Source organism: Halomonas halocynthiae DSM 14573 (assembly GCF_000425725.1).
Lineage (GTDB): Bacteria > Pseudomonadota > Gammaproteobacteria > Pseudomonadales > Halomonadaceae > Halomonas > Halomonas halocynthiae.
The window spans coordinates 25,143-46,075 of the sequence record NZ_AUDZ01000016.1 but is presented as its reverse complement, the minus strand read 5'-3'; the positions used below and the strand labels follow the sequence as shown (position 1 = coordinate 46,075).

At 53.5% G+C, this 20,933-nt stretch carries 20 protein-coding genes; 6 read left to right on the top strand and 14 right to left on the bottom strand.

Annotated elements, in window-relative coordinates:
- Window positions 1-33: 33 nt before the first annotated feature.
- Window positions 34-1,101: a GlxA family transcriptional regulator gene (locus H616_RS0104140; protein WP_084155708.1), complete on the bottom strand. Its 1,068-nt coding sequence runs from the start codon at window positions 1,099-1,101 to the stop codon at window positions 34-36.
- A 308-nt stretch (window positions 1,102-1,409) separates the two neighbouring features.
- On the opposite strand from H616_RS0104140, the gene H616_RS0104135 reads away from it, so the two are divergent.
- Entirely contained in the window at window positions 1,410-1,919 is a 510-nt protein-coding gene (locus tag H616_RS0104135; RefSeq protein WP_027966227.1) for an invasion associated locus B family protein, read from the top strand.
- A 106-nt stretch (window positions 1,920-2,025) separates the two neighbouring features.
- Here H616_RS0104135 and mtgA read toward each other — a convergent pair whose 3' ends face one another.
- The 3 genes from mtgA to H616_RS0104120 form a co-directional block, all read right to left on the bottom strand.
- Window positions 2,026-2,724 carry a monofunctional biosynthetic peptidoglycan transglycosylase gene (gene mtgA / locus H616_RS0104130; protein WP_156906414.1) on the bottom strand — a complete coding sequence of 233 codons (699 nt, stop codon included), beginning with the start codon at window positions 2,722-2,724 and terminating at the stop codon, window positions 2,026-2,028.
- Window positions 2,725-2,918: 194 nt separating this feature from the next.
- Entirely contained in the window at window positions 2,919-3,776 is an 858-nt protein-coding gene (gene fghA / locus H616_RS0104125) for an S-formylglutathione hydrolase (RefSeq protein WP_027966225.1), read from the bottom strand.
- 69 nt (window positions 3,777-3,845) lie between these two features.
- Window positions 3,846-4,955 (bottom strand): S-(hydroxymethyl)glutathione dehydrogenase/class III alcohol dehydrogenase, encoded by a 1,110-nt coding sequence (locus tag H616_RS0104120; RefSeq protein WP_027966224.1) that lies wholly within the window; start codon window positions 4,953-4,955, stop codon window positions 3,846-3,848.
- 115 nt (window positions 4,956-5,070) lie between these two features.
- Between H616_RS0104120 and H616_RS0104115 the strand changes: the two genes are divergently transcribed.
- On the top strand, window positions 5,071-5,967 hold the full coding sequence (locus H616_RS0104115) for a LysR family transcriptional regulator (protein WP_027966223.1): 897 nt from the start codon (window positions 5,071-5,073) through the stop codon (window positions 5,965-5,967).
- A gap of 101 nt (window positions 5,968-6,068) precedes the next feature.
- Here H616_RS0104115 and H616_RS0104110 read toward each other — a convergent pair whose 3' ends face one another.
- The 6 genes from H616_RS0104110 to H616_RS0104085 form a co-directional block, all read right to left on the bottom strand.
- The gene (locus H616_RS0104110) at window positions 6,069-7,052 is read right to left on the bottom strand and encodes a branched-chain amino acid ABC transporter permease (protein ID WP_027966222.1); all 984 of its coding nucleotides are present in this window, start codon (window positions 7,050-7,052) and stop codon (window positions 6,069-6,071) included.
- Window positions 7,053-7,054: 2 nt separating this feature from the next.
- Window positions 7,055-7,942: a branched-chain amino acid ABC transporter permease gene (locus H616_RS0104105; protein WP_027966221.1), complete on the bottom strand. Its 888-nt coding sequence runs from the start codon at window positions 7,940-7,942 to the stop codon at window positions 7,055-7,057.
- 58 nt (window positions 7,943-8,000) lie between these two features.
- Window positions 8,001-9,221 (bottom strand): ABC transporter substrate-binding protein, encoded by a 1,221-nt coding sequence (locus H616_RS0104100; RefSeq protein ID WP_027966220.1) that lies wholly within the window; start codon window positions 9,219-9,221, stop codon window positions 8,001-8,003.
- A gap of 107 nt (window positions 9,222-9,328) precedes the next feature.
- The gene (locus tag H616_RS0104095; RefSeq protein WP_051233962.1) at window positions 9,329-10,075 is read right to left on the bottom strand and encodes an ABC transporter ATP-binding protein; all 747 of its coding nucleotides are present in this window, start codon (window positions 10,073-10,075) and stop codon (window positions 9,329-9,331) included.
- Window positions 10,072-10,842, bottom strand: coding sequence for an ABC transporter ATP-binding protein (locus tag H616_RS0104090; protein ID WP_027966218.1), 771 nt, complete (start codon window positions 10,840-10,842; stop codon window positions 10,072-10,074). Before H616_RS0104090 ends, H616_RS0104095 begins: the two co-directional genes overlap by 4 nt.
- Window positions 10,843-11,125: 283 nt before the next feature.
- A complete protein-coding gene (locus tag H616_RS0104085; RefSeq protein WP_027966217.1) occupies window positions 11,126-12,505 on the bottom strand; it encodes an L-serine ammonia-lyase in 1,380 nt (459 codons plus the stop codon).
- 182 nt (window positions 12,506-12,687) lie between these two features.
- Between H616_RS0104085 and H616_RS0104080 the strand changes: the two genes are divergently transcribed.
- Window positions 12,688-13,602, top strand: coding sequence for a LysR substrate-binding domain-containing protein (locus H616_RS0104080; protein ID WP_027966216.1), 915 nt, complete (start codon window positions 12,688-12,690; stop codon window positions 13,600-13,602).
- A 110-nt stretch (window positions 13,603-13,712) separates the two neighbouring features.
- Here the strand turns inward: H616_RS0104080 and rpoD are convergent, their stop codons facing one another.
- The 3 genes from rpoD to rpsU form a co-directional block, all read right to left on the bottom strand.
- Window positions 13,713-15,563 (bottom strand): RNA polymerase sigma factor RpoD, encoded by a 1,851-nt coding sequence (rpoD, locus tag H616_RS0104075; protein WP_027966215.1) that lies wholly within the window; start codon window positions 15,561-15,563, stop codon window positions 13,713-13,715.
- A 223-nt stretch (window positions 15,564-15,786) separates the two neighbouring features.
- Window positions 15,787-17,610 carry a DNA primase gene (gene dnaG / locus H616_RS0104070; protein WP_027966214.1) on the bottom strand — a complete coding sequence of 608 codons (1,824 nt, stop codon included), beginning with the start codon at window positions 17,608-17,610 and terminating at the stop codon, window positions 15,787-15,789.
- A 122-nt stretch (window positions 17,611-17,732) separates the two neighbouring features.
- Window positions 17,733-17,948: a 30S ribosomal protein S21 gene (gene rpsU, locus H616_RS0104065; RefSeq protein WP_013333229.1), complete on the bottom strand. Its 216-nt coding sequence runs from the start codon at window positions 17,946-17,948 to the stop codon at window positions 17,733-17,735.
- A gap of 274 nt (window positions 17,949-18,222) precedes the next feature.
- Here rpsU and tsaD point away from each other — a divergent pair, with 274 nt between their 5' ends.
- Window positions 18,223-19,275 (top strand): tRNA (adenosine(37)-N6)-threonylcarbamoyltransferase complex transferase subunit TsaD, encoded by a 1,053-nt coding sequence (tsaD, locus tag H616_RS0104060; RefSeq protein ID WP_027966213.1) that lies wholly within the window; start codon window positions 18,223-18,225, stop codon window positions 19,273-19,275.
- On the opposite strand, the gene plsY is transcribed toward tsaD, so the two are convergent.
- A complete protein-coding gene (gene plsY, locus H616_RS0104055; RefSeq protein ID WP_027966212.1) occupies window positions 19,272-19,835 on the bottom strand; it encodes a glycerol-3-phosphate 1-O-acyltransferase PlsY in 564 nt (187 codons plus the stop codon). The genes tsaD and plsY overlap by 4 nt on opposite strands.
- Window positions 19,836-19,996: 161 nt before the next feature.
- Between plsY and folB the strand changes: the two genes are divergently transcribed.
- Window positions 19,997-20,362: a dihydroneopterin aldolase gene (gene folB / locus H616_RS0104050; RefSeq protein ID WP_027966211.1), complete on the top strand. Its 366-nt coding sequence runs from the start codon at window positions 19,997-19,999 to the stop codon at window positions 20,360-20,362.
- On the top strand, window positions 20,362-20,928 hold the full coding sequence (gene folK, locus H616_RS0104045; RefSeq protein ID WP_027966210.1) for a 2-amino-4-hydroxy-6-hydroxymethyldihydropteridine diphosphokinase: 567 nt from the start codon (window positions 20,362-20,364) through the stop codon (window positions 20,926-20,928). Before folB ends, folK begins: the two co-directional genes overlap by 1 nt.
- The last annotated feature ends 5 nt before the right edge of the window (window positions 20,929-20,933 follow it).

Below are 20,933 nucleotides of genomic sequence, written 5' to 3'. Positions count from 1 at the left end.
CGCATCAGCTAAGCCAGAAAAGTACTCCAGTCACTAGCTGAGCGTCTTACCTTCAATGTGCAAAAAAAACGGGTCCGCCAACGCTGCATCGCCTTCTGTTGCTTTGCGGCGCATAGCACTGGGCGTCATATCAAAAGCCTTACGAAAATGGCGCGAGAAATGAGCCGTATCAGAAAAACCACAGCGTTCACCTATTTCTGTAATGCTATGGGGAGAATAGTGTAACAACCAAAGTCCATAGCGCAGACGCAGGTCTCGTGCAAAATGCTGGGGTGTCATGCCTAGCGTTTCCTGAAACTTGCGCTCAAGGCTACGCCGTGAAATAGCAAGACGCTTGGCCAGCTCATCAACACTGATCGGTTGCCCCAAGTGCTGCTCCAGAAGGGAAATCGCTCGGCGCACCTGGCGATCCTCAACTTTAGTAAAAACTACCGGCTGAGGCTGAGGAGACTCCCCCCTACGAACCTCATCAATTTGCATGATATGCAGGCTCTTCATTGCCCAGGCTTTGCCTAAATGACGCTCAACCAAATAAGCCGCCAAATCAGCAGCAGCAGCGCCGCCGGCACAACTCAGCCGGTCACCTTCATCCAAATAAAGCCGGTCAGCGACTGGTGTAACATCGGGGAAACGCCGGCGTAAATCCGCATGGTGATACCAGCTCACACAGCAACGCCGGCCTGCCATCAAGCCTGCTTCAATCAACGCAAAAACCCCTGTGCACAGGCCAATCAGGGGCACACCTTGTCGACTGGCATCACGAAGATAGCTAAGAGTCGCCAGATCGAGCTGGCCCTCTCCGTCCTGTACACCACCAATGACGACTAAATAATCAAACATCTCAACCGGCTGAAATGACTGACACGGAGTGATCGCCGCACCACAACTGGACAAGGCATTTTCTCCTGCTTCCGTCATAAACACCCAGTGGCAGCGTAACTGACGGCTACGGTCCCCTTCGTCCGCCGCTAACCTCAAGCAGTCGACAAAGGCAGCAAAAGGCAGCAAAGTAAACCGGTGAAGCAAGACAAAACCTACCGATAACATCGGTGTTGAGTCCACCGGCGATACCCGCAACGGCTTAGTGATAGCTTGTGTCATGGTGGCCCCTTAACCGGCTGCAGGTCGCTGGATCGAGTTGACTCAGCTCTGCGTAATACGTACCTCATGATTCGTTGCATGCACCCCGTAACAGCTGGGTGCGCAATAGCACTGTCTAACATCGTGATCTAGCACATATGTCATTCTCTTTCACAATTATCTTGCTTTTATTCGGCCTCAAGGGGTCGACCTAGGTCAGACAAACAGGCATTGTAAGCGGCAACATTCGGCCTGAGACACTGGCTCATAAAACGTTTAACCTGTTGAGCTAGTATGTTTCGTTTCACCACCAAGGAGTCAACCTTCTAATGTCTACCCGTTTTGCAAAACGCCTGAGCCTGCTCGGCCTCCTAGGTCTATTCAGCCTACTCCCTGCTGCTTTCGCTCAGTCAAACAACACCAATGTAACAACAGAGCAGATTCAGGATTGGCAGGTAGAGTGCCCCACCGATGGCGGCCGCTGTGCGATGTCACAACTGGTCAACAATCCTTCAGATAACCAGCCGGTAATGCGCGTTGTCGCCATGTATCCTGAGCAGTTTGACGGCGCAGCGTTAACCTTCCTAGTACCGCTAGGTGTTATCCTTACGCCAGGACTTGAGCTGACCGTTGATGGTAGTGCAGCCGCCGCTTTCCCGTACCAGAGCTGCCAACCAGGTGGCTGCCGTGCCGACCTGCCCGCACAGCCTGAACTGCTCCAGCGCCTGCGTGGCGGAAGCGTTGCGACACTGAGCTTTATTGACCCCAGTGGCATGCAGCGCGATCTCGACTTTTCTTTGTCAGGCTTCACTGCTGCGCTTAACCGCATCGCGCCATAAGTTCTGAGCGACGACTATCGTCTTTAGCACAATATATTAAGGCCCTGGCAACCATTACCGGGGCCTTAATAGTTATAATAAACGCTTTATTGCAGACTTATAGCTTCTAGAGCCGCTTAAGATACCCTTGACCCAGGTTATCCATCTGCTGGCGGATCCATTGCGCGCGGCGCTCAACATACGCGGAAGGGTGCGAAGCGCTCCACTCTCTCGGGTTCGGCAAAATTGCGGCCAACCGACTGGCTTGCACAGCACTCAACTGATCGGCGCTGACACCAACGTAATGTTGGGCAGCCGCCTCCAGTCCGAAAACGCCGTCATCCCACTCAGCAATATTGAGATAAACCTCAAGAATGCGCTCTTTAGACCATAAGGCTTCAATCAACAGAGTAAACCAAACCTCCAGCAACTTACGAACCCAGCTGCGCCCAGTCCACAAGAAAACATTCTTGGCTGTTTGCTGTGACAACGTGCTGGCGCCACGCAATTTATCGCCCCGCCGAGCATCCACAATGGCCCGCCGCAGCTCAATAAAGTCGATGCCGCGATGCGAAGGAAACCGCTGATCCTCAGAGGCAATCACTGCTAATTGTGCATTGGGGGACAGCTCGCTGAGTGGTCGCCATTGCTGCTGCTGGGCCACCCACTCTCCCGCCATGAGCGACTGCACTTTACGCTCCAGCATCACCATGGAATAAGGTAGCGGCACAACGCGCAGCATTAGTACCACCAACACGGAAAAAGCCACCCAGCCTAACAGCGCTAACATCAGCCAGCGCGCGATCTTCCTGATCAATGCGCTCATCACAGTTTACCTGGCAGACGAGCTCTGACGGCGAGCCCATGAGAAAAAAAGGGACATTGAGCCGTGCTTCAAGTCACTCGTCATAGCCCCAGCTGCCAGTCATACTAGCACGCCAGTGATAACTGCAACACGCCGCCCGAAGGCGGCGCGTACCTACCCAACTGATGGGCAATATACAAACTCAGCTTACACACTCAACGAGAGGCAAATAACCGCTCAGCATGATAACGCAAGTGGTCGTCGATAAAGCTGGCAATAAAGAAGTAGCTATGATCGTAACCCGGCTGACGTCGCAGTGTTAGCGGGTGGTCGTGCTCAGCACATACCGCCTCTAAACGCTCAGGACATAGCTGCTCTTCGAGGAAATTATCGGCTTCTCCTTGATCGATAAATAGTGGCTGACTCGATGCGCCTTTGGCCACTAGTTCACAAGCGTCATATTGAGTCCACTGAGTAACATCCTCACCCAGGTAGCCCATAAATGCCTTACGCCCCCACGGACAGTGAATCGGATTTACCACCGGTGAAAACGCCGATACCGAGCGATAGTGACCTGGTCGACGCAGTGCCAGAATCAACGCCCCATGCCCACCCATAGAGTGGCCACTGATCGACTCTCGCCCGTTGACGGGAAAGTGCTGGCGCACTATCGAGGGAAGCTCGTCAGCGACATAGTCATACATACGATAGTGACTTTTCCAGGGTTCCTGGGTCGCGTTAACGTAAAAGCCGGCACCTGAACCAAAGTCATAACTGTCATCTTCGCCGGGAAGGTCTAGCCCCCGTGGACTGGTATCTGGGCAAACAATGGCGATGCCCAGCTCTGCTGCCATTTTCTGAGCACCGGCTTTTTCCATAAAATTAGCATCGGTACAAGTCAGCCCCGACAACCACCACAGCAACGGAACGCGCTCTGTTTCAGCCTGGGGTGGTAAGTAAATTGCAAAAACCATCTCACAACCCAGTGCCCGCGAGCGGTGCCGATAACGCTTATGCCAACCACCAAAGCTGCGGTTGGCCGAGACCAGCTCGATATGTTCCGTCATGGTCATGCTCGACTCTCCTTAACTCAACACTCAACAACGTAACGCAACAGTCCACGTTATACAGATGTCCGCGCATCAATAGTGCAGCACGGTACGAATGCTTTCCCCACGGTGTAACAGGTCAAACGCTTCGTTAATTTTCTCAAATGGCATGTCATGGGTAATGAAGTCGTCGATGTTAATTTCGCCATTCATGTAACGATCCACATAGCCAGGCAGCTCACTGCGCCCTTTCACACCACCAAAGGCAGATCCCTTCCAAACGCGCCCTGTCACCAGTTGGAATGGCCGCGTAGAGATTTCCTCTCCTGCGCCCGCTACGCCAATAACCACCGACTCGCCCCACCCCTTGTGGCAACACTCTAGTGCTGAACGCATTACATTGACATTACCAATGCACTCAAAAGAATAGTCGACGCCTCCATCGGTCATATCAACAATAATTTCTTGAATGGTCCCGGCATGATCCTTGGGATTCACGAAATCAGTGGCCCCAAACTGCCTAGCCAGCTCAAACTTATCAGGGTTAGTGTCAATGGCAATGATACGGGCGGCCTTCGCCATAACAGCCCCTTGAATGACGGCCAGCCCAATGGCACCCAGTCCAAAAACTGCAACTGTCGACCCTGGCTCTACCTTAGCCGTGTTCAGCACCGCACCGATCCCCGTCGTGACACCACACCCCAGCAGGCAAATTTTGTCGAGTGGCGCCTCAGGTGAAACAACAGCCAATGACACCTCTGGCACTACCGTATACTCACTGAAGGTAGAGCAGCCCATATAATGGTGCAGCGGTTTGCCGTCCAATGAAAAGCGGCTGGTACCGTCGGGCATCAATCCTTTCCCTTGGGTTGCACGCACTGACTGGCACAAATTCGTTTTTCCAGACAAACAGAACTTACACTGACGGCATTCAGCTGTGTATAACGGGATGACATGATCACCTGGACGCAAGCCCGTCACTCCCTCACCCACTTCCTCAACAATCCCCGCCCCTTCATGGCCAAGCACTGAAGGGAACAGGCCTTCTGGGTCAGTGCCGGAAAGCGTGTAGGCATCGGTATGGCAAACACTCGTTGCAGCCATACGTACCAAGGCTTCACCCGCCCTGGGGCCTTCAACATTAATTTCAGCCAGCTCTAATGGCTTACCGGCTTCTAACGCGATAGCGGCGCGTGATTTCATAGCGCGATCCTTTGGTTGATTAACTTGCCACAGTCTACGCAATATTCCGCATTGGGATAAACTGCATCAAACACATCACATTATTGCCAACCAGCAACAATCAAGGAATCTAGCCATGCAACGATGGGATCGCATTGAAGCGTTTGTCGAGGTGGTACGCCATGGCGCGTTCAATGCAGCAGCTGAGCACCTTAAGGTTTCCAGCTCCCATGTCAGCCGGCTGGTCAGTCAGCTGGAAAATCATTTGGGCATCACTCTGCTCTACCGTACCACTCGACGCATACGCTTGACCGAGGCTGGCGAACTTTATTATCAGCGCTGCCACCATTTGTTTGAGGCGTTTTCCGAGGCTGAAGCCGCCGTTAAAGAACTGCAAGAGCAACCCATAGGGTTACTTAGCCTAACCTCAGCAACTACCTTTGGCGAACGCTTCATTGCCCCTTTGGTTAATGACTTCATGCAGTTGCACCCACAGTTAAGCGTGCGACTTCACTTAACTAACCGCCAAGTAGATATTATCGATGAAGGCTTCGACATTGCTATTCGCATGGGAGCCATGAATAATTCAACATTGATTGCACGGCGCCTATGTGAACGACGCGAATATATTGTGGGCTCACCCGACTACTTCACTCATTATGGCCAACCACATACGCTATCGGAGCTTTCCCGCCATCGCTGTTTAGTGGGGTCGCGCCCTCACTGGCGCTTCGATGTCGAAGGCGTACGACGTGACGTTCGCGTCGATGGTCCCCTGCAAGGCAATTCAGGAGCGGCTCTGCTGGATGCGACACTCAAAGGGCTTGGCATGGCTCAGCTGCCCGGCGACTATGTCGACACATACTTAGCCAGTGGCCAGCTGCTCAGCGTTCTTGATAGCTATCGCCATAGCGATACGGGTGTCTGGGCTGTCTACCCACACCATCGACACCGCTCCCCAAAAGTTCGTCAATTTATCGACTTTCTTGTGGAGCGCATTGCGCACTCCCTGCCCATCTCCAAATCACAATAACAAAGAGCGCCCAGCGTTAATGAGCACTCTTTGTCATTTTTTACTTGAATCCCACAATAAATCAGCGAAAAACACCAATACCTCATACGATACAGACAGGGCTATTTGAAGTTTTTCCGCACCATTTTATTAATCTCACCAACAATCCCACTACGGAATGCCAAGACACAGACCACAAAAATGATACCGAGCACTACGCTAACCCAATTGCCTAGTGGCGACTGCGACAGTAAATGCTGAAGACTAACAACCAAGCCGGCTCCTAGCGCAGGACCAAATAGCGTACCCACTCCGCCCAAAAGTGTCATCAAGATTACTTCGCCCGACATATGCCAGCTGGCATCTGTCAGCGATGCCAGTTGAAAGACGATTGTCTTTGTCGAACCAGCCAGTGCCGCCAATCCCGCGGATATGATGAAGGCCACTAATTTGTAAGCGTCCACATTATAGCCCAGCGATACAGCGCGCGGCTCGTTCTCGCGAATCGCTTTAAGCACCTGGCCGAACGGTGAATGTACTGCGCGCTGAATGACAGCAAAACCAATCAGAAACACCGCAAATACAAAGTAATACATCGACAAGTTGCTATTCAGGCTAATCACACCAAACAAATCACCACGCGGCACACCGTGCAAGCCATCTTCGCCTCCAGTAAAAGGCGCCTGAACATAGACAAAGAACATCAGCTGGGCCAAGGCCAAAGTGACCATGGCAAAATAAATGCCTTGACGACGGATTGACAGAACCCCAAACACGCCGCCCAGCACCAGCCCGGCTAACGTACCAGCCAGTATGCCCAGCTCAGGCGTAATACCTGGGTAGCTCGAAAGCAGATAACCTGTGACATACCCGCCTGTCGACAAAAATGCCGCATGGCCAAAAGACAGCAGGCCCGCATAACCAAGCAATAAATTAAAGGCGCAGGCAAACAACGCAAAACACAGCACCTTCATTAAAAATACAGGGTAGGCAACGAAAGGGGCGACCAGGCCGACACCAATAAGTAACGCATAAAGCGCATAACGGCGCATACCCGCACGTCGCTGACGTTTCATGGAAGGGGTTAATGTCTGAGAATTCGCCATCATCAAGCCTCCTTACCGAACAGGCCGGCGGGTCGAATGAGCAGCACCAGGATCATGACAACAAAAATCACGGTACTGGCTGCTTCTGGATAATAGACCTTGGTTAGCCCTTCTATCAGCCCCATCCCCAGGCCGGTCAGTACTGCACCAATGATAGAGCCCATTCCACCAATCACGACAACGGCGAAAACTACGATCAGCAAATTAGAGCCCATCGTAGGCGACACCGGATAAAGCGGCGCCGCCAACACGCCAGCGAAAGCCGCCAACGCCACACCAAAACCATAGGTTAGCGTAATCAGTAGCGGAACATTGACGCCAAAGGCTTGCATTAACGCAGGGTTTTCTGTGCCCGCTCGCAGGTAAGCACCAAGGCGGGTACGCTCAATCATGTACCAAGTGAACAGGCAAACCACCAGTGCAGCACCTAACACCCAGGCGCGGTAAGTTGGCAGGAACATGAAACCTAGCTTAAAACCACCCTGCAAAGCTTCTGGGGTTGGGTAACGTGCTCCGGAAACACCAAAGAAATTAACCAGTGTTCCTTCAAAGATCAGCGCCAGCCCAAACGTCAGCAACAGACCGTAAAGGTGGTCCAAATGCGCGATACGCCGCAGCAACACCCGTTCAATCAGCATACCGAACAGACCAACGATCAACGGCGTAATAATCAAAGCCGCCCAGTAGTTGATGCCTAGATAGTTCATTCCCAGCAAGGTTGTGAAAGCGCCCAGCATATACATGGCACCGTGGGCAAAGTTGATGATTTTCAACAGCCCAAAGATCACCGCCAAGCCTAGGCTTAGCAACGCGTAGAAAGCGCCATTAATCAGCCCTAGCATCAGCTGCCCCATGAATACCGCTAGGGGCACCCCAAATATCATTGTCATTTCAGGCATCTCCCGTCACACAAGCAGCGGCATGTGCCGCCGCTCATGGGTTGCAAAATCAGTTGTTGACTAGCTTGCACTCGCTCTCAGAGAGCGGACGGAAGGCTTCTTCTGCGGGAATAGTCGAAAGCACTTCATAAAGATCCCAGTCATGAGTCGATTCTTCCGGCGACTTCACCTTTACCAAGTACATATCGTGGACCATGCGGCCGTCTTCACGAATGCGTCCATTGCGGGCAAAAAAGTCATTAATCGGGTTTTCGGCCATCGCTTTACGCACCGCCACAGGGTCATCACTGCCCAGCTCGGCCACGGTATTCAGGTAGTGGGTGGTACTAGAGTAGATGCCCGCATGGACCATACCGGGCATGCTGCCCATACGCTCATAATACCGCTCAGCCCATTCACGGCTTTCGTCATCCATGTTCCAGTACCAGCCCGTCGTCAACAGCAGACCTTGCGTGGCGTCTAGACCCATGGCGTAAATATCGTTAAGGAACACAATCAGGCCCGCCAGTTGCTGGCCCGACTGGACTAAGCCGAACTGACTAGCCGTGTTGATCGCATTGACTGTATCAGCGCCGGCATTGGCAAGCCCAACAACCTTGGCACCTGAACCTTGTGCCTGAAGAATATATGACGAGAAATCATTGGTAGGGAACGGGTGACGCACACTGTCGACAATGGTACCGCCACTCTCTTCCACGACTTCCGTAACATCTTTCTCCATTGCATGACCAAAGGCGTAGTCAGCAGTCAGCAAAAACCAACTGTCGCCCCCCTGCTCAACGACGGCTTTAGCTGTGGCATTAGCCATAGGGTACGTGTCGTAGACCCAGTGGATGTGGGTCGGCGCGCAGTGTTCATTGGTGATACTAGAGGCGGCAGAGCCAGAAACAATCGCCAGGCCATTTTTCTCTTCAACCACCTTCAGAGCAGCGAGAGATACCGACGACGCCACCAAGCCTGACACCATGTCGACGTTACGCTCATCAAGCCACTCGCGTACGGTACTGGCCCCCACGTCAGCACTGTTACGATCGTCAGCACTGAAAACTTCAATTGGTACCCCATTAACGCTACCACCGAAATCCTCAATCGCCATTTTCAGTGCTTCTAAACCACCAGGGCCCGCTAAGTCACGATAGCTGCCTGACATATCGGCCAGATAACCAATGCGCACTTCATTATCGCTCATATCAGCCTGAGCGCCGCTTGCCATCAAGGTAGTGGCGGCAATGGCAATGCTGCTGGTCAAAGTTTTCCTGATAAACGTCATGTAACGCTCCTATTACCCTGTATGGGCTATTGTTACTATTGTTATAGATAGTGCGATAACGCGTTGCAAACATCATAAGTACTCAGAGTCACGCGCTCTAAGCTCACTCAGACGCCGAGTAACGTATTTAGGTGCTCTCGCTGAGACGGCAGTTCAGCGGCGGAAATTTCCTCAATAATCCGTCCATGCTCCATCACAAAGTGCCGGTCAGCCAGTGGTGCGGCAAAGCGGAAATTCTGCTCGACCAGCACAATAGTCATGCCCCGCTCTTTAAGTGTCATTAGCACCTCACCCAGCGTTTGATTAATCACAGGTGCCAGACCTTCGGTGATTTCATCAAGCAGCAGCAAACGTGCGCCAGTGCGAAGAATACGAGCCAACGCCAACATCTGCTGTTCACCGCCGGAAAGCTTGGTACCTTGGCTACGCCGACGCTCATAAAGGTTAGGAAACATCGTGTAAATTTCATCCAGGCTCATTCCGCCTGAACGCACTGTAGGCGGTAGCAACAAGTTCTCTTCGACATCAAGACTGGCAAAAATGCCTCGCTCTTCAGGGCAATAGCCAATTCCCAGGCGAGGAATGCGATGAGGCTTCATGCCCAATGTCTCATTACCATTGATGGTGATCGACCCCGTACGCCGCCCGACCATATTCATGATGGCTTTGAGCGTAGTGCTGCGCCCAGCTCCATTGCGGCCAAGCAATGTCACCAACTCCCCACGCCTCACGTCAAAATCAACACCATGCAGAATGTGTGATTCCCCGTAATAGGCGTGCAAATCGCGGATACGCAGCATCTCTCCACCTAGGCTGTCACGGAACTCAGGAGCGACCTCGGCAACTGTTTTCATGCGCTGGCCTCCTCGTCAACATCCGTTCCCATGTATGCCTCACGCACCAGCGGGTCCTGGGATACCTGCTGGTAGTTCCCTTCAGATAACACGCTGCCACGGGCAAGTACGGTAATACGATCACACAGCCGACTCACCACGCTGAGGTTGTGCTCCACCATCAACACAGTTCGCCCTTTGGCCACACGCCGAACCAGCTCGACGATACGATCCACATCCTCAGCGCCCATTCCCTGCGTGGGTTCATCAAGCAGCATCATGACTGGGTCCATCGCCAAGGTGGTTGCCACCTCTAACGCACGCTTACGCCCGTAGGGCATTTCTACCGTCAACACATCGGCATACTCAGCCAAGCCAACCTCTTCGAGCAGCTCGATGGCGCGATCATTAAGGTGGTCAAGCGAACGTTCAGACTTCCAGAAATGAAACGAGGTTCCCATGGGGCGCTGCAGCGCCACGCGTACGTTTTCCATGGCAGTCATATTGGCAAACACTGCCGATATCTGAAAAGAACGCACCAATCCTTGCTGGGCAATCTGATTGGCCTTAAGCCCAGTGATTGCCTTACCGCGATAGAGAATCTCGCCTCGGGTAGGTGGCAGGAACTTGGTCAACAAGTTGAATACTGTTGTCTTACCGGCCCCATTAGGGCCGATCAGGGCATGGACATGTCCTTTCTGTACTTTCAGGTCGACACTGTCCACGGCGGTAAAGCCGCGAAATTCCTTGGTCAGACCACGCGTCTCAAGCATGAACTCCTGGGTCATGTGGCATCCTCTCGGAACCGCCGTGGCGATCCGTCATACGTTTCATTGTTGTTGTGGGACGGCAAAAAGCCAAGCCTTACGTTAACGTAAACTAGAGGACGATGACAAACAGAGCAACTGTTTGACCACAGCACTCGACCAATGGGCTAGAGAATTTTCTATCTACTGCTGCCATGAGCCTGAATAGCCACAAAAAAAACGCGCCGCAAATGCGACGCGCGCTTCTCCAAGCAAAACCTCATGCTTAGCAGAGCCGACCTAGAGACATCGGTCAGTGAACAACTCAACAGGCGATCACATTAACCGCCAACCCCCCTTTGGACGTTTCCTTATATTTTTCCTGCATATCTGCTCCCGTATCACGCATGGTGCGAATCGCCTGATCTAACGAAACAAAATGCTCACCATTGCCACGCAGCGCCAACTGGGTCGCATTGATTGCCTTAACCGATGCAATGGCGTTGCGCTCAATACAAGGCACTTGCACCAAGCCACCGACCGGGTCGCAGGTTAAACCAAGATTATGCTCAAGACCGATCTCAGCGGCATTTGCTACCTGCGCAGGAGAACCGCCTAATACCTCGGTCAGCCCAGCCGCCGCCATAGCACATGCTGAACCGACCTCACCCTGACATCCAACTTCAGCTCCAGAAATCGAGGCATTCTTTTTACACAGAATACCAACGGCTGCTGCGGCCAATAAAAAATTAGCCACGCATCTTTCATCCGCCCCCTTCTGAAACTTCATGTAATAGTGCAATACGGCAGGAATAATACCCGCGGCCCCATTGGTTGGAGCTGTCACCATACGGCCACCCGCCGCATTTTCTTCATTAACGGCCAAAGCAAACGCATTGACCCAGTCCATGGCCGAAAACGTTGTTGAGATCAAACTGTCATCACATTCCACTGCGACTAAGCGCCGTTGCAACTCTGCCGCACGCCGCTTGACATTAAGCCCACCAGGCAGCACACCTTCACCCTTAAAACCTTGCGCTACGCATGCCTGCATAACACCCCATATGCGCCACAGTTCAGCGCGAATTTCTGTCTCGCTGCGCCAGACTTTTTCATTTTCCATCATCAGTTCGCTAACGCTTAACCCCGCCTCCTGACACATCGCCAGCAGTTCGTTACCGCTATTGAAATCATAAGGCAACACCGTGTCGTCAGCATCCAGCGCACCCTCAGCGGCCTGGTCCTCGTCGACCACAAAGCCTCCGCCTACCGAATAAAACACCTTGCGGCACAACTCGTCAGCATGTGAATACGCCACCAATGTCATCGCATTAGGGTGGTAGGCGAGGCTTTCGTCGTTCCACTGCAAGTCACGCGACCACAGAAAAGGTATCGGCAAATGACCGTCTAACATCAGGGTGCCGGACTCCTTCAGCTCTTCAATACACGGCAACACAATTGCCGGATCAATGGTGTCCGGCTGCTCACCCATCAGCCCCATAACTACCGCCGTGTCGGTATTGTGCCCCTTACCCGTCGATGACAGTGATCCATGAAGACAAACCTCAATACGCGCCACTCGCTCAAGCTGATCACGCTTTCGCAACAATTGGACAAAATCAAACGCCGCACGCATTGGTCCCACTGTGTGAGAGCTGGATGGGCCGATGCCGACCTTGAAGAGATCAAAAACACTGATAGCCATGAAAACCTCTGTTTAATGCCAAATGCCTGGGGCGCCATGTCAACGTCATCACACACTGCAATAGCCAGGCTAAAACATTATTTCTTCTGTTATAGTTAAAATTTGACTTGAGCCCATGCTGGCGTGATCACGCTTTACCATCAATCGATAGTTTCTGTCCCAGCTTATAGAATTTCTAAACCATGAGCCGAATTGTTACCGCCAAAACCCATGCTTGGCTAAAAGTCTTCTCTGTTAGCGCTCGTCACCTGTCTTTCACTCGGGCAGCCGAAGAGCTCCATGTGACGACTGGAGCCGTTAGCCAGCAAGTTAAGCAGCTAGAGGACCAGCTTGGCTTCAAGCTATTTCGTCGTCTGCCAAGGCAGCTGGCACTGACAGAGGAGGGGCGACGTTTAGCCGATGTCGTAGAAAATGCCTACCAAGCCGTCGGCACAGAAGTCCGACGCCTGAAAAGTGGGGTAATGAGTGGCGTAGTCCGCCTACGCTCAGTCCCTTCGTTTCTGTACAAATGGCTAGCCCCGCGCTTACCGCGCCTACAGGCACGCTTTCCCGAAATAGAGCTGCACATTCGCGCCGAGGACAGCAGTGTGTCGCTGCGCGAGGGAGACTTTGACCTCGCACTTGACCTCAATGACGGCCATTACTCTGGCTTTTCAATTACGCCTCTAATGGAAGAAGTCATCTTTCCAGTTTGCGCCCCAGGGCTACTCAAAGACCGCCCTTCGCTACGCGATCCTGAAAACCTAGCTTGGTATCCGCTACTTCACGACATCACTGCTTGGCGCGGTAGCCATGACTATGCTGAATGGGAGCGCTACCTGAGCGCCATCGACGCTCCACAGACCAACGTCCGCAGGGGCTATACGTTCAACCGCAACCACCTAACCATGGAAGCGGCTATTGCCGGAATGGGTGTCGCCATTGCCCGCCTGACGCTGATTCGCGACGAACTCAACAGCGGTCGCCTAACCGCGCCTTTCAGCCAGCAAATACCCACCGGCATGCACTACGGCATCGTGCACGCACCAGGGGCACTGGACGATCGACGCATACGTGCCGTACATGATTGGCTAGTAGAGGAAGTCGCCCGTGGCTAAGCGCACGACCCTCAGTAGGAAAGAAACAACAGAAAAAACGCCCGCAAAGCGATGCTTTGCGGGCGTTTTTATCAACGAAACAAAGGCGTCAGAACACCATCTAGCCGCTGTTACTCATCAAGAAATGAGCGCAATGGCTCAGAACGAGACGGATGACGAAGCTTGCGCAGCGCCTTGGCCTCAATCTGACGAATACGCTCACGGGTTACGTCGAACTGCTTGCCGACTTCTTCCAACGTATGATCAGTATTCATATCGATACCAAAGCGCATACGCAGCACTTTAGCCTCACGCGCAGTCAACCCACCCAGCACGTTACGCGTCGCCTCAATCAACCCTTCATCGGTGGCTGAGTCCATTGGCATCAGCACGGTCGCATCTTCAATGAAGTCGCCTAAATGCGAGTCGTCATCGTCACCTATTGGCGTCTCCATGGAGATCGGCTCTTTGGCAATCTTAAGCACCTTCCGCACCCGGTCCTCAGTCATCTCAAGACGCTCACCCAACTCTTCTGGAGTGGGCTCACGCCCCATTTCCTGAAGCATCTGGCGCGCAACACGATTGAGCTTATTAATGGTCTCAATCATGTGAACGGGGATACGAATCGTACGCGCCTGATCAGCAATCGAGCGAGTAATCGCCTGGCGAATCCACCAGGTCGCATATGTCGAGAACTTGTAACCGCGACGATACTCAAACTTATCAACCGCCTTCATCAGGCCAATATTACCTTCCTGAATCAGGTCCAGGAACTGCAGCCCACGGTTGGTATACTTCTTGGCAATTGAGATAACCAAACGCAGGTTAGCCTCAACCATTTCCTTCTTGGCGCGACGCGACTTGGCTTCACCAATCGATAAACGACGATTAATCTCCTTAATCTCGCCTACCGGCAAGCTGACCATGTCTTCTTCAAAGGCCACCTTACGCTGCGCACGCTGAATATCTGCTTTGAACGGCAATAGCCGCTCAGCATAACGGCTGTTCTCGGCAACGAATTCGTCAAGCCATTCCTGACGCGCTTCATTACCAGGGAATGCTTTGATAAATGTTCTGCGCGGCACCCGAGCCTTTTTTGTACAAATCTGCAGCACCGCACGCTCTTGCAGACGCACCTGCTCTACACTAATACGTATCTGGCCCACCAAGCGCTCAAAGTGCTTAGGCACCAACTTGATTGGCGAGAACAGCTCGGCCAACCGCTCCAACTCAACCTGAGCTTCTTTACTATGACGACCATGCGCCTCAATAACCGCCTGGGTCAACTTAAGCTCTTCACGAATCTGTTCGAAGCGCGCGCGGGTCTCCTCAGGATCAGGGCCGCCTGCTGGCGCCTCATCATCTTCGTCACCCTCACCGTCGTCGTCATCACCGACGATGTCATCATCAGCACTAATTTCCAGCTCAGACTCGTCAGCTTCAGCAACGCCCGGCGTTCCTTCATCTGGATCAATAAATCCTGAAAACAGATCGGTCAGGCGTCCAGGCGCTTCTTCATCCTGAGTTGCGTCGTAAGCCTCAAGAATCGATTCTACTGCGCCAGGCACATAAGCCAGCGCAGCCATGACCTCACGAATCCCTTCTTCGATCCGTTTGGCAATTTCAATCTCGCCTTCGCGGGTCAAAAGGTCTACCGTGCCCATTTCACGCATATACATGCGCACTGGGTCGGTGGTACGTCCAACATCATTTTCCACCGCAGCCAGCGCCGCAACGGCCTCTTCGGCTGCCGAATCATCGGTGGAATTGTCAGACATCATCAGGGTGTCTTCATCAGGAGCAACCTCAACGACTTTGATACCCATGTCGTTGATCATGCCAATGATGTCTTCCACCTGATCGGGGTCGGCGATATCCTCGGGTAGATGATCGTTGACTTCGGCATAGGTCAGGTAACCCTGCTCTTTGCCGCGCGCGATCAACTCCTTCAGACGCGACTGTTGCTGCGCATTTCCAGCCATAGAAACCCTATCTCGACGAAGAAGAATGAAGCACTGACTAAAGTATTGTAGAACTCAACAAGCGCGACAGTATAGCGGAAGCTATCATCATCGCGCCAGTTTGAGTGTTTTCACACTCAGCCAGGTATGGTAGTTTGTCAGGTTGCGCCTATTGACGCATCTTATTGCTATATGCTGCCATTATTGGTGATTTCAACCCCTTGAGCAGCCATTTACCGAAAAATCATTTTTTCAGTTCGGCCAATAACTGCATCAGGTGCTGTCGCTCCTCTTTACTCAACGCCTCACCATTACGCGCGCGCTCAAGCAAACTATCGTACGCTTCTCGCGGCGAGCGCTTACGCTGATGGCGCTGAAAATAAGCGACCCAGTTGTCTAGCTCTGTTCCACGCAGCCCAGCAGGCACCAGCGGCGCCTGACTCGCCAGTGCTGCCAGCCGCTCACCTTCTGGCGTGCCAAGAAAGTGCGCCAGAAGCACCTGAGAATTGCGATAACGCCCCGCCTTAAGCAGCTTTACCACTTCGCGACATAGGCTGGCATCTGGGTCATCTTGATCACACCAGTCATCGCTATCAGGAAGGCGCTCCACAAGACCGGGTTCATGCACGAGCAACTGCAATGTACGCCCCATCTGATCAAGCGCCAACTTCCCCGCTCGGGAAGTGCCTGCAACCGCTGGCGGGTCATTAGACTGGACAGTGGCGCGATTCGTGGCATCAGCGGCCATTCCCGCCTTTTCTGCTCCCTTCTCCAGCAGCGATTGAAACCTCGCGACATCAACCCCAGTACGTCGCGATAGCTCCGTCAAAAGAATCGACTTGAGAACACCTTCCGGCAAACGATCCACTGCCGTCAGCACCTGAGTAGCATAACGCTCACGCTCCTCGAGATGCCCCAAGTCCCGCCCTTGTGCTGCCTGCTCAAACAGAAACTCAGATAACGGGCTAGCACACTCAACCCGCTCTTCAAACGCTGCGGCCCCCTCACCACGCACTATAGTGTCCGGGTCCTCACCCTCAGGCAGGAACAGGAAGCGCGCCTGACGCCCGTCAATCATCAGCGGCAAGACAGTTTCCATTGCCTTAACCGCCGCTTGACGCCCAGCCCTATCACCGTCAAAGCAGAACACCACGTCCGGTACCAAACGAAATAACCGAGCAAGGTGGTCTTCAGTGGTGGCCGTCCCCAGAGTAGCAACCACGTTATGGATGCCAAATTGCGCGAGTGCCAGCACATCCATATAACCTTCAACAATCAGCAACCGATCAAGCCGCCCTAACGCTTGGCGCGCCTCATAAAGGCCATATAATTCACGCCCTTTATGGAAAACCGGCGTTTCTGGCGAGTTCAGGTACTTGGGCTTGGCATCACCCAGCACTCTGCCACCAAACCCCAAGGTGCGACCACGCAGATCGCGAATGGGAAATACCACGCGATCACGAAAACGGTCATAGGTGCGGCCACTTTCTTCGTGCTGAACCAGCAAGCCGTATTCCACCTGAGTCGCCTCAGCAATACCTCGCTCACCAAGGTGGCGTTTGAGGCCATCCCAGGCATCAGGGGCATAGCCCACACCAAACAGCTGCTGCACCTCTGCAGACAAGCCCCTCTTCTCCAGGTAGCCACGAGCCTGATTCGCCTCGGGCATTTTCAAGCGCTCACGAAAAAAGCTGCCAGCCAGCTCCAGCAAATTTACCGCTTCTTTATGCTTGCGCTCACGCGCCTGGGCTCGCGGATCATCAGCGCCTTCCCGCGGCACCTCTAACCCTAGCCGGGAAGCCAGATATTCCACGGCTTCTGGAAAGCGCATCTTGTCGTATTCCATCAAGAAACGCAGCGCATTGCCATTAGCGCCGCAGCCAAAGCAGTGGTAGAACTGCTTGTCACCACTCACGGTAAACGACGGTGATTTTTCCTGATGAAAAGGACATAGGCCGGAATGATTGCGCCCAGACTTTTTCAAGGTAACACGCTCACCCACTACCTCGACGACATCAACGCGAGCGAGCAGGTCATCAATAAAGCGCTGAGGTATCTGGCCGGCCATTCGATTAACTCGATATCTTGCTATCAGTGGGCCCAAGCCCAAAAAACAAGCGGCCGCCTAATGGCGACCGCTTGGCGTCCCTCTGGGGTGACCTGTTCATCACAGGCCAACCCATATACGGATCAATAAAGCCGTTCGAAACGCTTGCGCTCACGCTGAAGTTTCTTAGCATGACGCTTAACAGCAGCTGCCGCCTTACGCTTACGCTCGGCCGTGGGCTTTTCGTACTGCTCACGACGACGGACTTCAGACAACACACCTGCTTTTTCACAGGAACGCTTGAAGCGACGCAGCGCGACGTCGAACGGTTCATTATCACGTACTTTAACAGAAGGCATTAAGCACTCACCTACCTTGGAAAACTTGAGTTCGGTTTGAACGCACGCCTTCCTTTGCGGTATTCGAACGCATATCTGAATAGTCATTTATAGCGACTAACGTAATACGACGGTACCGCGGGCGTACGACCCAGTCTTGCAGAGCAGCGTATTCTAGTCGTGCGCGCGCATAGGTGCAAACCGTTTTTACATCATTCCATCGTCACATCACTGCCGTCGACACGCTAAAACAGTTAGAATACTGGCCTTACTTTGACTAACCGAGCCACTGATCATGCGCGTATTGGGAATAGAAACCTCCTGCGACGAAACGGGTGTCGCCCTGTTCGACACCGAACGGGGCTTGGTGGCCGACGCCCTGCATAGCCAGGTTGCCATGCATGCCGAATACGGCGGCGTAGTACCTGAGCTTGCCTCCCGAGACCACACCCGGCGCTTGCTACCGCTAATTGAAAACGTGCTTCACGAAGCCCGAATCACCCGCCACGAGCTGGACGCTATTGCCTACACCGCAGGACCAGGACTGGTCGGCGCACTAATGGTTGGCGCCAGCACCGCTCATAGCATGGCACGAGCACTAGACATCCCCGTACTCGGCGTTCACCACATGGAAGGCCACCTACTCGCACCAATGCTAGAGGAAAACGCGCCAGCCTTCCCTTTTGTGGCGTTACTGGTATCGGGCGGACATACCCAACTGGTGCGAGTTGACGGCATTGGACGCTATCAGCTGCTTGGCGAGTCTGTGGACGATGCTGCTGGCGAAGCCTTCGACAAAACGGCCAAAATGCTTGGGCTCGACTACCCTGGTGGCCCCTTAGTGGCAGCCTTAGCAGAGCAAGGCGATCCGACACGCTGGCGCTTCCCTCGCCCCATGACCGACCGCCCTGGCATGGACTTCAGCTTCTCTGGCCTTAAAACCCATACGCTAACAACGCTTCGCAGACTAGAGGCCGACGGCCTGCTTGATGATCAAGCCCGCGCCGACATCGCCCGCGCCTTCGAAGACGCCGTCGTTGATACGCTAGCGATCAAATGTCGACGAGCCCTGGATGCCACCGGCCTGACACGGCTGGTTGTCGCAGGTGGCGTCAGTGCCAACCGCCGCTTGAGAGCAGGCCTAGAACAGGAAGCGCGAAAACGCAGCGCCACAACCTACTATCCTCGGGGGCGCTTCTGCACTGATAACGGCGCGATGATTGCTTATGCTGGTGCTCAACGACTGATAGCTGGCGAACACGACCAGCTCGGTATCATGCAGGCCGTACCGCGCTGGCCCATGGAGCAGCTTAATCCCCCCGCTGGAAAAGATGCCTCAGCGAACTAAAGCCTAGGTTCTTCGCCGCGCCTGACGCGGCGAATATTAATGGCATGACGCCCCAGCACCAGCAGTGCGAATACCACCACTACAGCAGTGTAGTCTGGTGCCAGCCATAGGCTAATCAGCGGTGCCAGCGCTGCACTAACCAGTGATGCCACCGCTGCCGTACGCACCTTCCAGGCCAGCAGCCCCCAGGTCATTGCACACAGCAGCGCCACACCAGGCACCAGCAACAACATGACACCAAAAGCGCTAGCCACCGCCTTTCCACCACGAAAATGATTCCATTGCGGATAACAATGGCCGAGCAGAACACTAACACCCACCAAGCCAAGCCCCCACGGTGGCAGGTTCAGCACCAGGCCAATGATCAGCACAGGCCAGCTTTTGAGCGCATCAATCAGCAAAGTCGCTAACGCCAAGTGCTTGCCATATAACCGCAGCACATTGGAAGCACCTGGGTTGCAAGAGCCACTGTAGCGAGGGTCCGGCTTGTTAGTTAGCCGACAAACCGTCACCGAGCCAAGCCAGCTGCCGCTGACATACCCCATTATTATCAGTGGCACCAGCCAATAGTTATAGGCGTCCACGCGCGGTCCTCAACAAGTGATCCGGCTCAGTGTGCCATCACCAACGACGCGACAACAGCGCGCCTGCGTCTACCAGCCTGCTGACGTACAATCATACGGTGTTTTTTCATCACTAAATCAGAAGGGGGAGCAAAGTAATGGACCGAGTATTAATTGAAGCGCTCGACGTCGACACCGTGATCGGCGTATATGACTGGGAGCGAACTATCACACAAACGCTGTCTCTGGACCTGCAATTGGCAACCGATATCCGCTCTGCTGCCCAAACCGACGACCTTTCCCTGACACTGGACTACGCTGCCATCAGCCAGCGCATTGACGCCTTCGCCAAACAGCATGCGTTTGCCCTAGTGGAAACCTTCGCTGAGCGGCTAGCCGCCATGCTACAAGAGGAGTTTGGAATTGCCTGGCTACAGCTCACAGTGCGCAAACCTGGCGCCGTTCCCAATGCCCGCGCCGTGGGCGTAACCATCGAGCGCGGAACGCGTCTGGCGAATCACTAATGGCACTGGTTACTCTGAGTATCGGCAGCAATGTTCAACGCAAGCTCAACATCACCGCCTGCTTGAACACATTGACTGAAACATTTGGCGACCTGTCCATTTCACAGGTTTATGAAAGCCAGCCCATCGGGCTCCGCCATGGCCAGACTAGTGCTAATTTCTACAACCTGGTGGTCGCTCTAGTTTCTGATTGGCCGGTCGGGGAGCTGCAGGCACACGTTAAGGCGCTGGAAGCAAAACAAGGACGACAGCCTCATGCGCCAAACAAGTACGCACCAATCATCCAACCACTGGATATCGACGTGTTGAGCGTCGGAAAACTGACTGGCCAACATGACGGTATCGAGTTACCGCGTAACGATATACTGCGCCACGCTTTCGTGCTTAAGCCACTGGCGGAGTTGCTACCCAATCAATGCCACCCGCTAACTCAACAACGTTATGCCTCGCTATGGCGGGCTTTCGAGGCCAACCCTGCATTAGGCGGATCACAGGAGCTTTGGCCAGTGCCGTTTACATGGCACGTTGCCCTGCCACACATTTCAACACAGTTAACTGACTCATAAAAACA

Excerpts from the sequence above, each read along its gene's own strand:
- H616_RS0104140 (WP_084155708.1), bottom strand. The coding sequence starts at position 1,101 with ATGACACAAGCTATCACTAAGCCGTTGCGGGTATCGCCGGTGGACTCA.
- H616_RS0104135 (WP_027966227.1), top strand. The coding sequence starts at position 1,410 with ATGTCTACCCGTTTTGCAAAACGCCTGAGCCTGCTCGGCCTCCTAGGT.
- mtgA (WP_156906414.1), bottom strand. The coding sequence starts at position 2,724 with ATGAGCGCATTGATCAGGAAGATCGCGCGCTGGCTGATGTTAGCGCTG.
- fghA (WP_027966225.1), bottom strand. The coding sequence starts at position 3,776 with ATGACCATGACGGAACATATCGAGCTGGTCTCGGCCAACCGCAGCTTT.
- H616_RS0104120 (WP_027966224.1), bottom strand. The coding sequence starts at position 4,955 with ATGAAATCACGCGCCGCTATCGCGTTAGAAGCCGGTAAGCCATTAGAG.
- H616_RS0104115 (WP_027966223.1), top strand. The coding sequence starts at position 5,071 with ATGCAACGATGGGATCGCATTGAAGCGTTTGTCGAGGTGGTACGCCAT.
- H616_RS0104110 (WP_027966222.1), bottom strand. The coding sequence starts at position 7,052 with ATGGCGAATTCTCAGACATTAACCCCTTCCATGAAACGTCAGCGACGT.
- H616_RS0104105 (WP_027966221.1), bottom strand. The coding sequence starts at position 7,942 with ATGACAATGATATTTGGGGTGCCCCTAGCGGTATTCATGGGGCAGCTG.
- H616_RS0104100 (WP_027966220.1), bottom strand. The coding sequence starts at position 9,221 with ATGACGTTTATCAGGAAAACTTTGACCAGCAGCATTGCCATTGCCGCC.
- H616_RS0104095 (WP_051233962.1), bottom strand. The coding sequence starts at position 10,075 with ATGAAAACAGTTGCCGAGGTCGCTCCTGAGTTCCGTGACAGCCTAGGT.
- H616_RS0104090 (WP_027966218.1), bottom strand. The coding sequence starts at position 10,842 with ATGACCCAGGAGTTCATGCTTGAGACGCGTGGTCTGACCAAGGAATTT.
- H616_RS0104085 (WP_027966217.1), bottom strand. The coding sequence starts at position 12,505 with ATGGCTATCAGTGTTTTTGATCTCTTCAAGGTCGGCATCGGCCCATCC.
- H616_RS0104080 (WP_027966216.1), top strand. The coding sequence starts at position 12,688 with ATGAGCCGAATTGTTACCGCCAAAACCCATGCTTGGCTAAAAGTCTTC.
- rpoD (WP_027966215.1), bottom strand. The coding sequence starts at position 15,563 with ATGGCTGGAAATGCGCAGCAACAGTCGCGTCTGAAGGAGTTGATCGCG.
- dnaG (WP_027966214.1), bottom strand. The coding sequence starts at position 17,610 with ATGGCCGGCCAGATACCTCAGCGCTTTATTGATGACCTGCTCGCTCGC.
- rpsU (WP_013333229.1), bottom strand. The coding sequence starts at position 17,948 with ATGCCTTCTGTTAAAGTACGTGATAATGAACCGTTCGACGTCGCGCTG.
- tsaD (WP_027966213.1), top strand. The coding sequence starts at position 18,223 with ATGCGCGTATTGGGAATAGAAACCTCCTGCGACGAAACGGGTGTCGCC.
- folB (WP_027966211.1), top strand. The coding sequence starts at position 19,997 with ATGGACCGAGTATTAATTGAAGCGCTCGACGTCGACACCGTGATCGGC.
- folK (WP_027966210.1), top strand. The coding sequence starts at position 20,362 with ATGGCACTGGTTACTCTGAGTATCGGCAGCAATGTTCAACGCAAGCTC.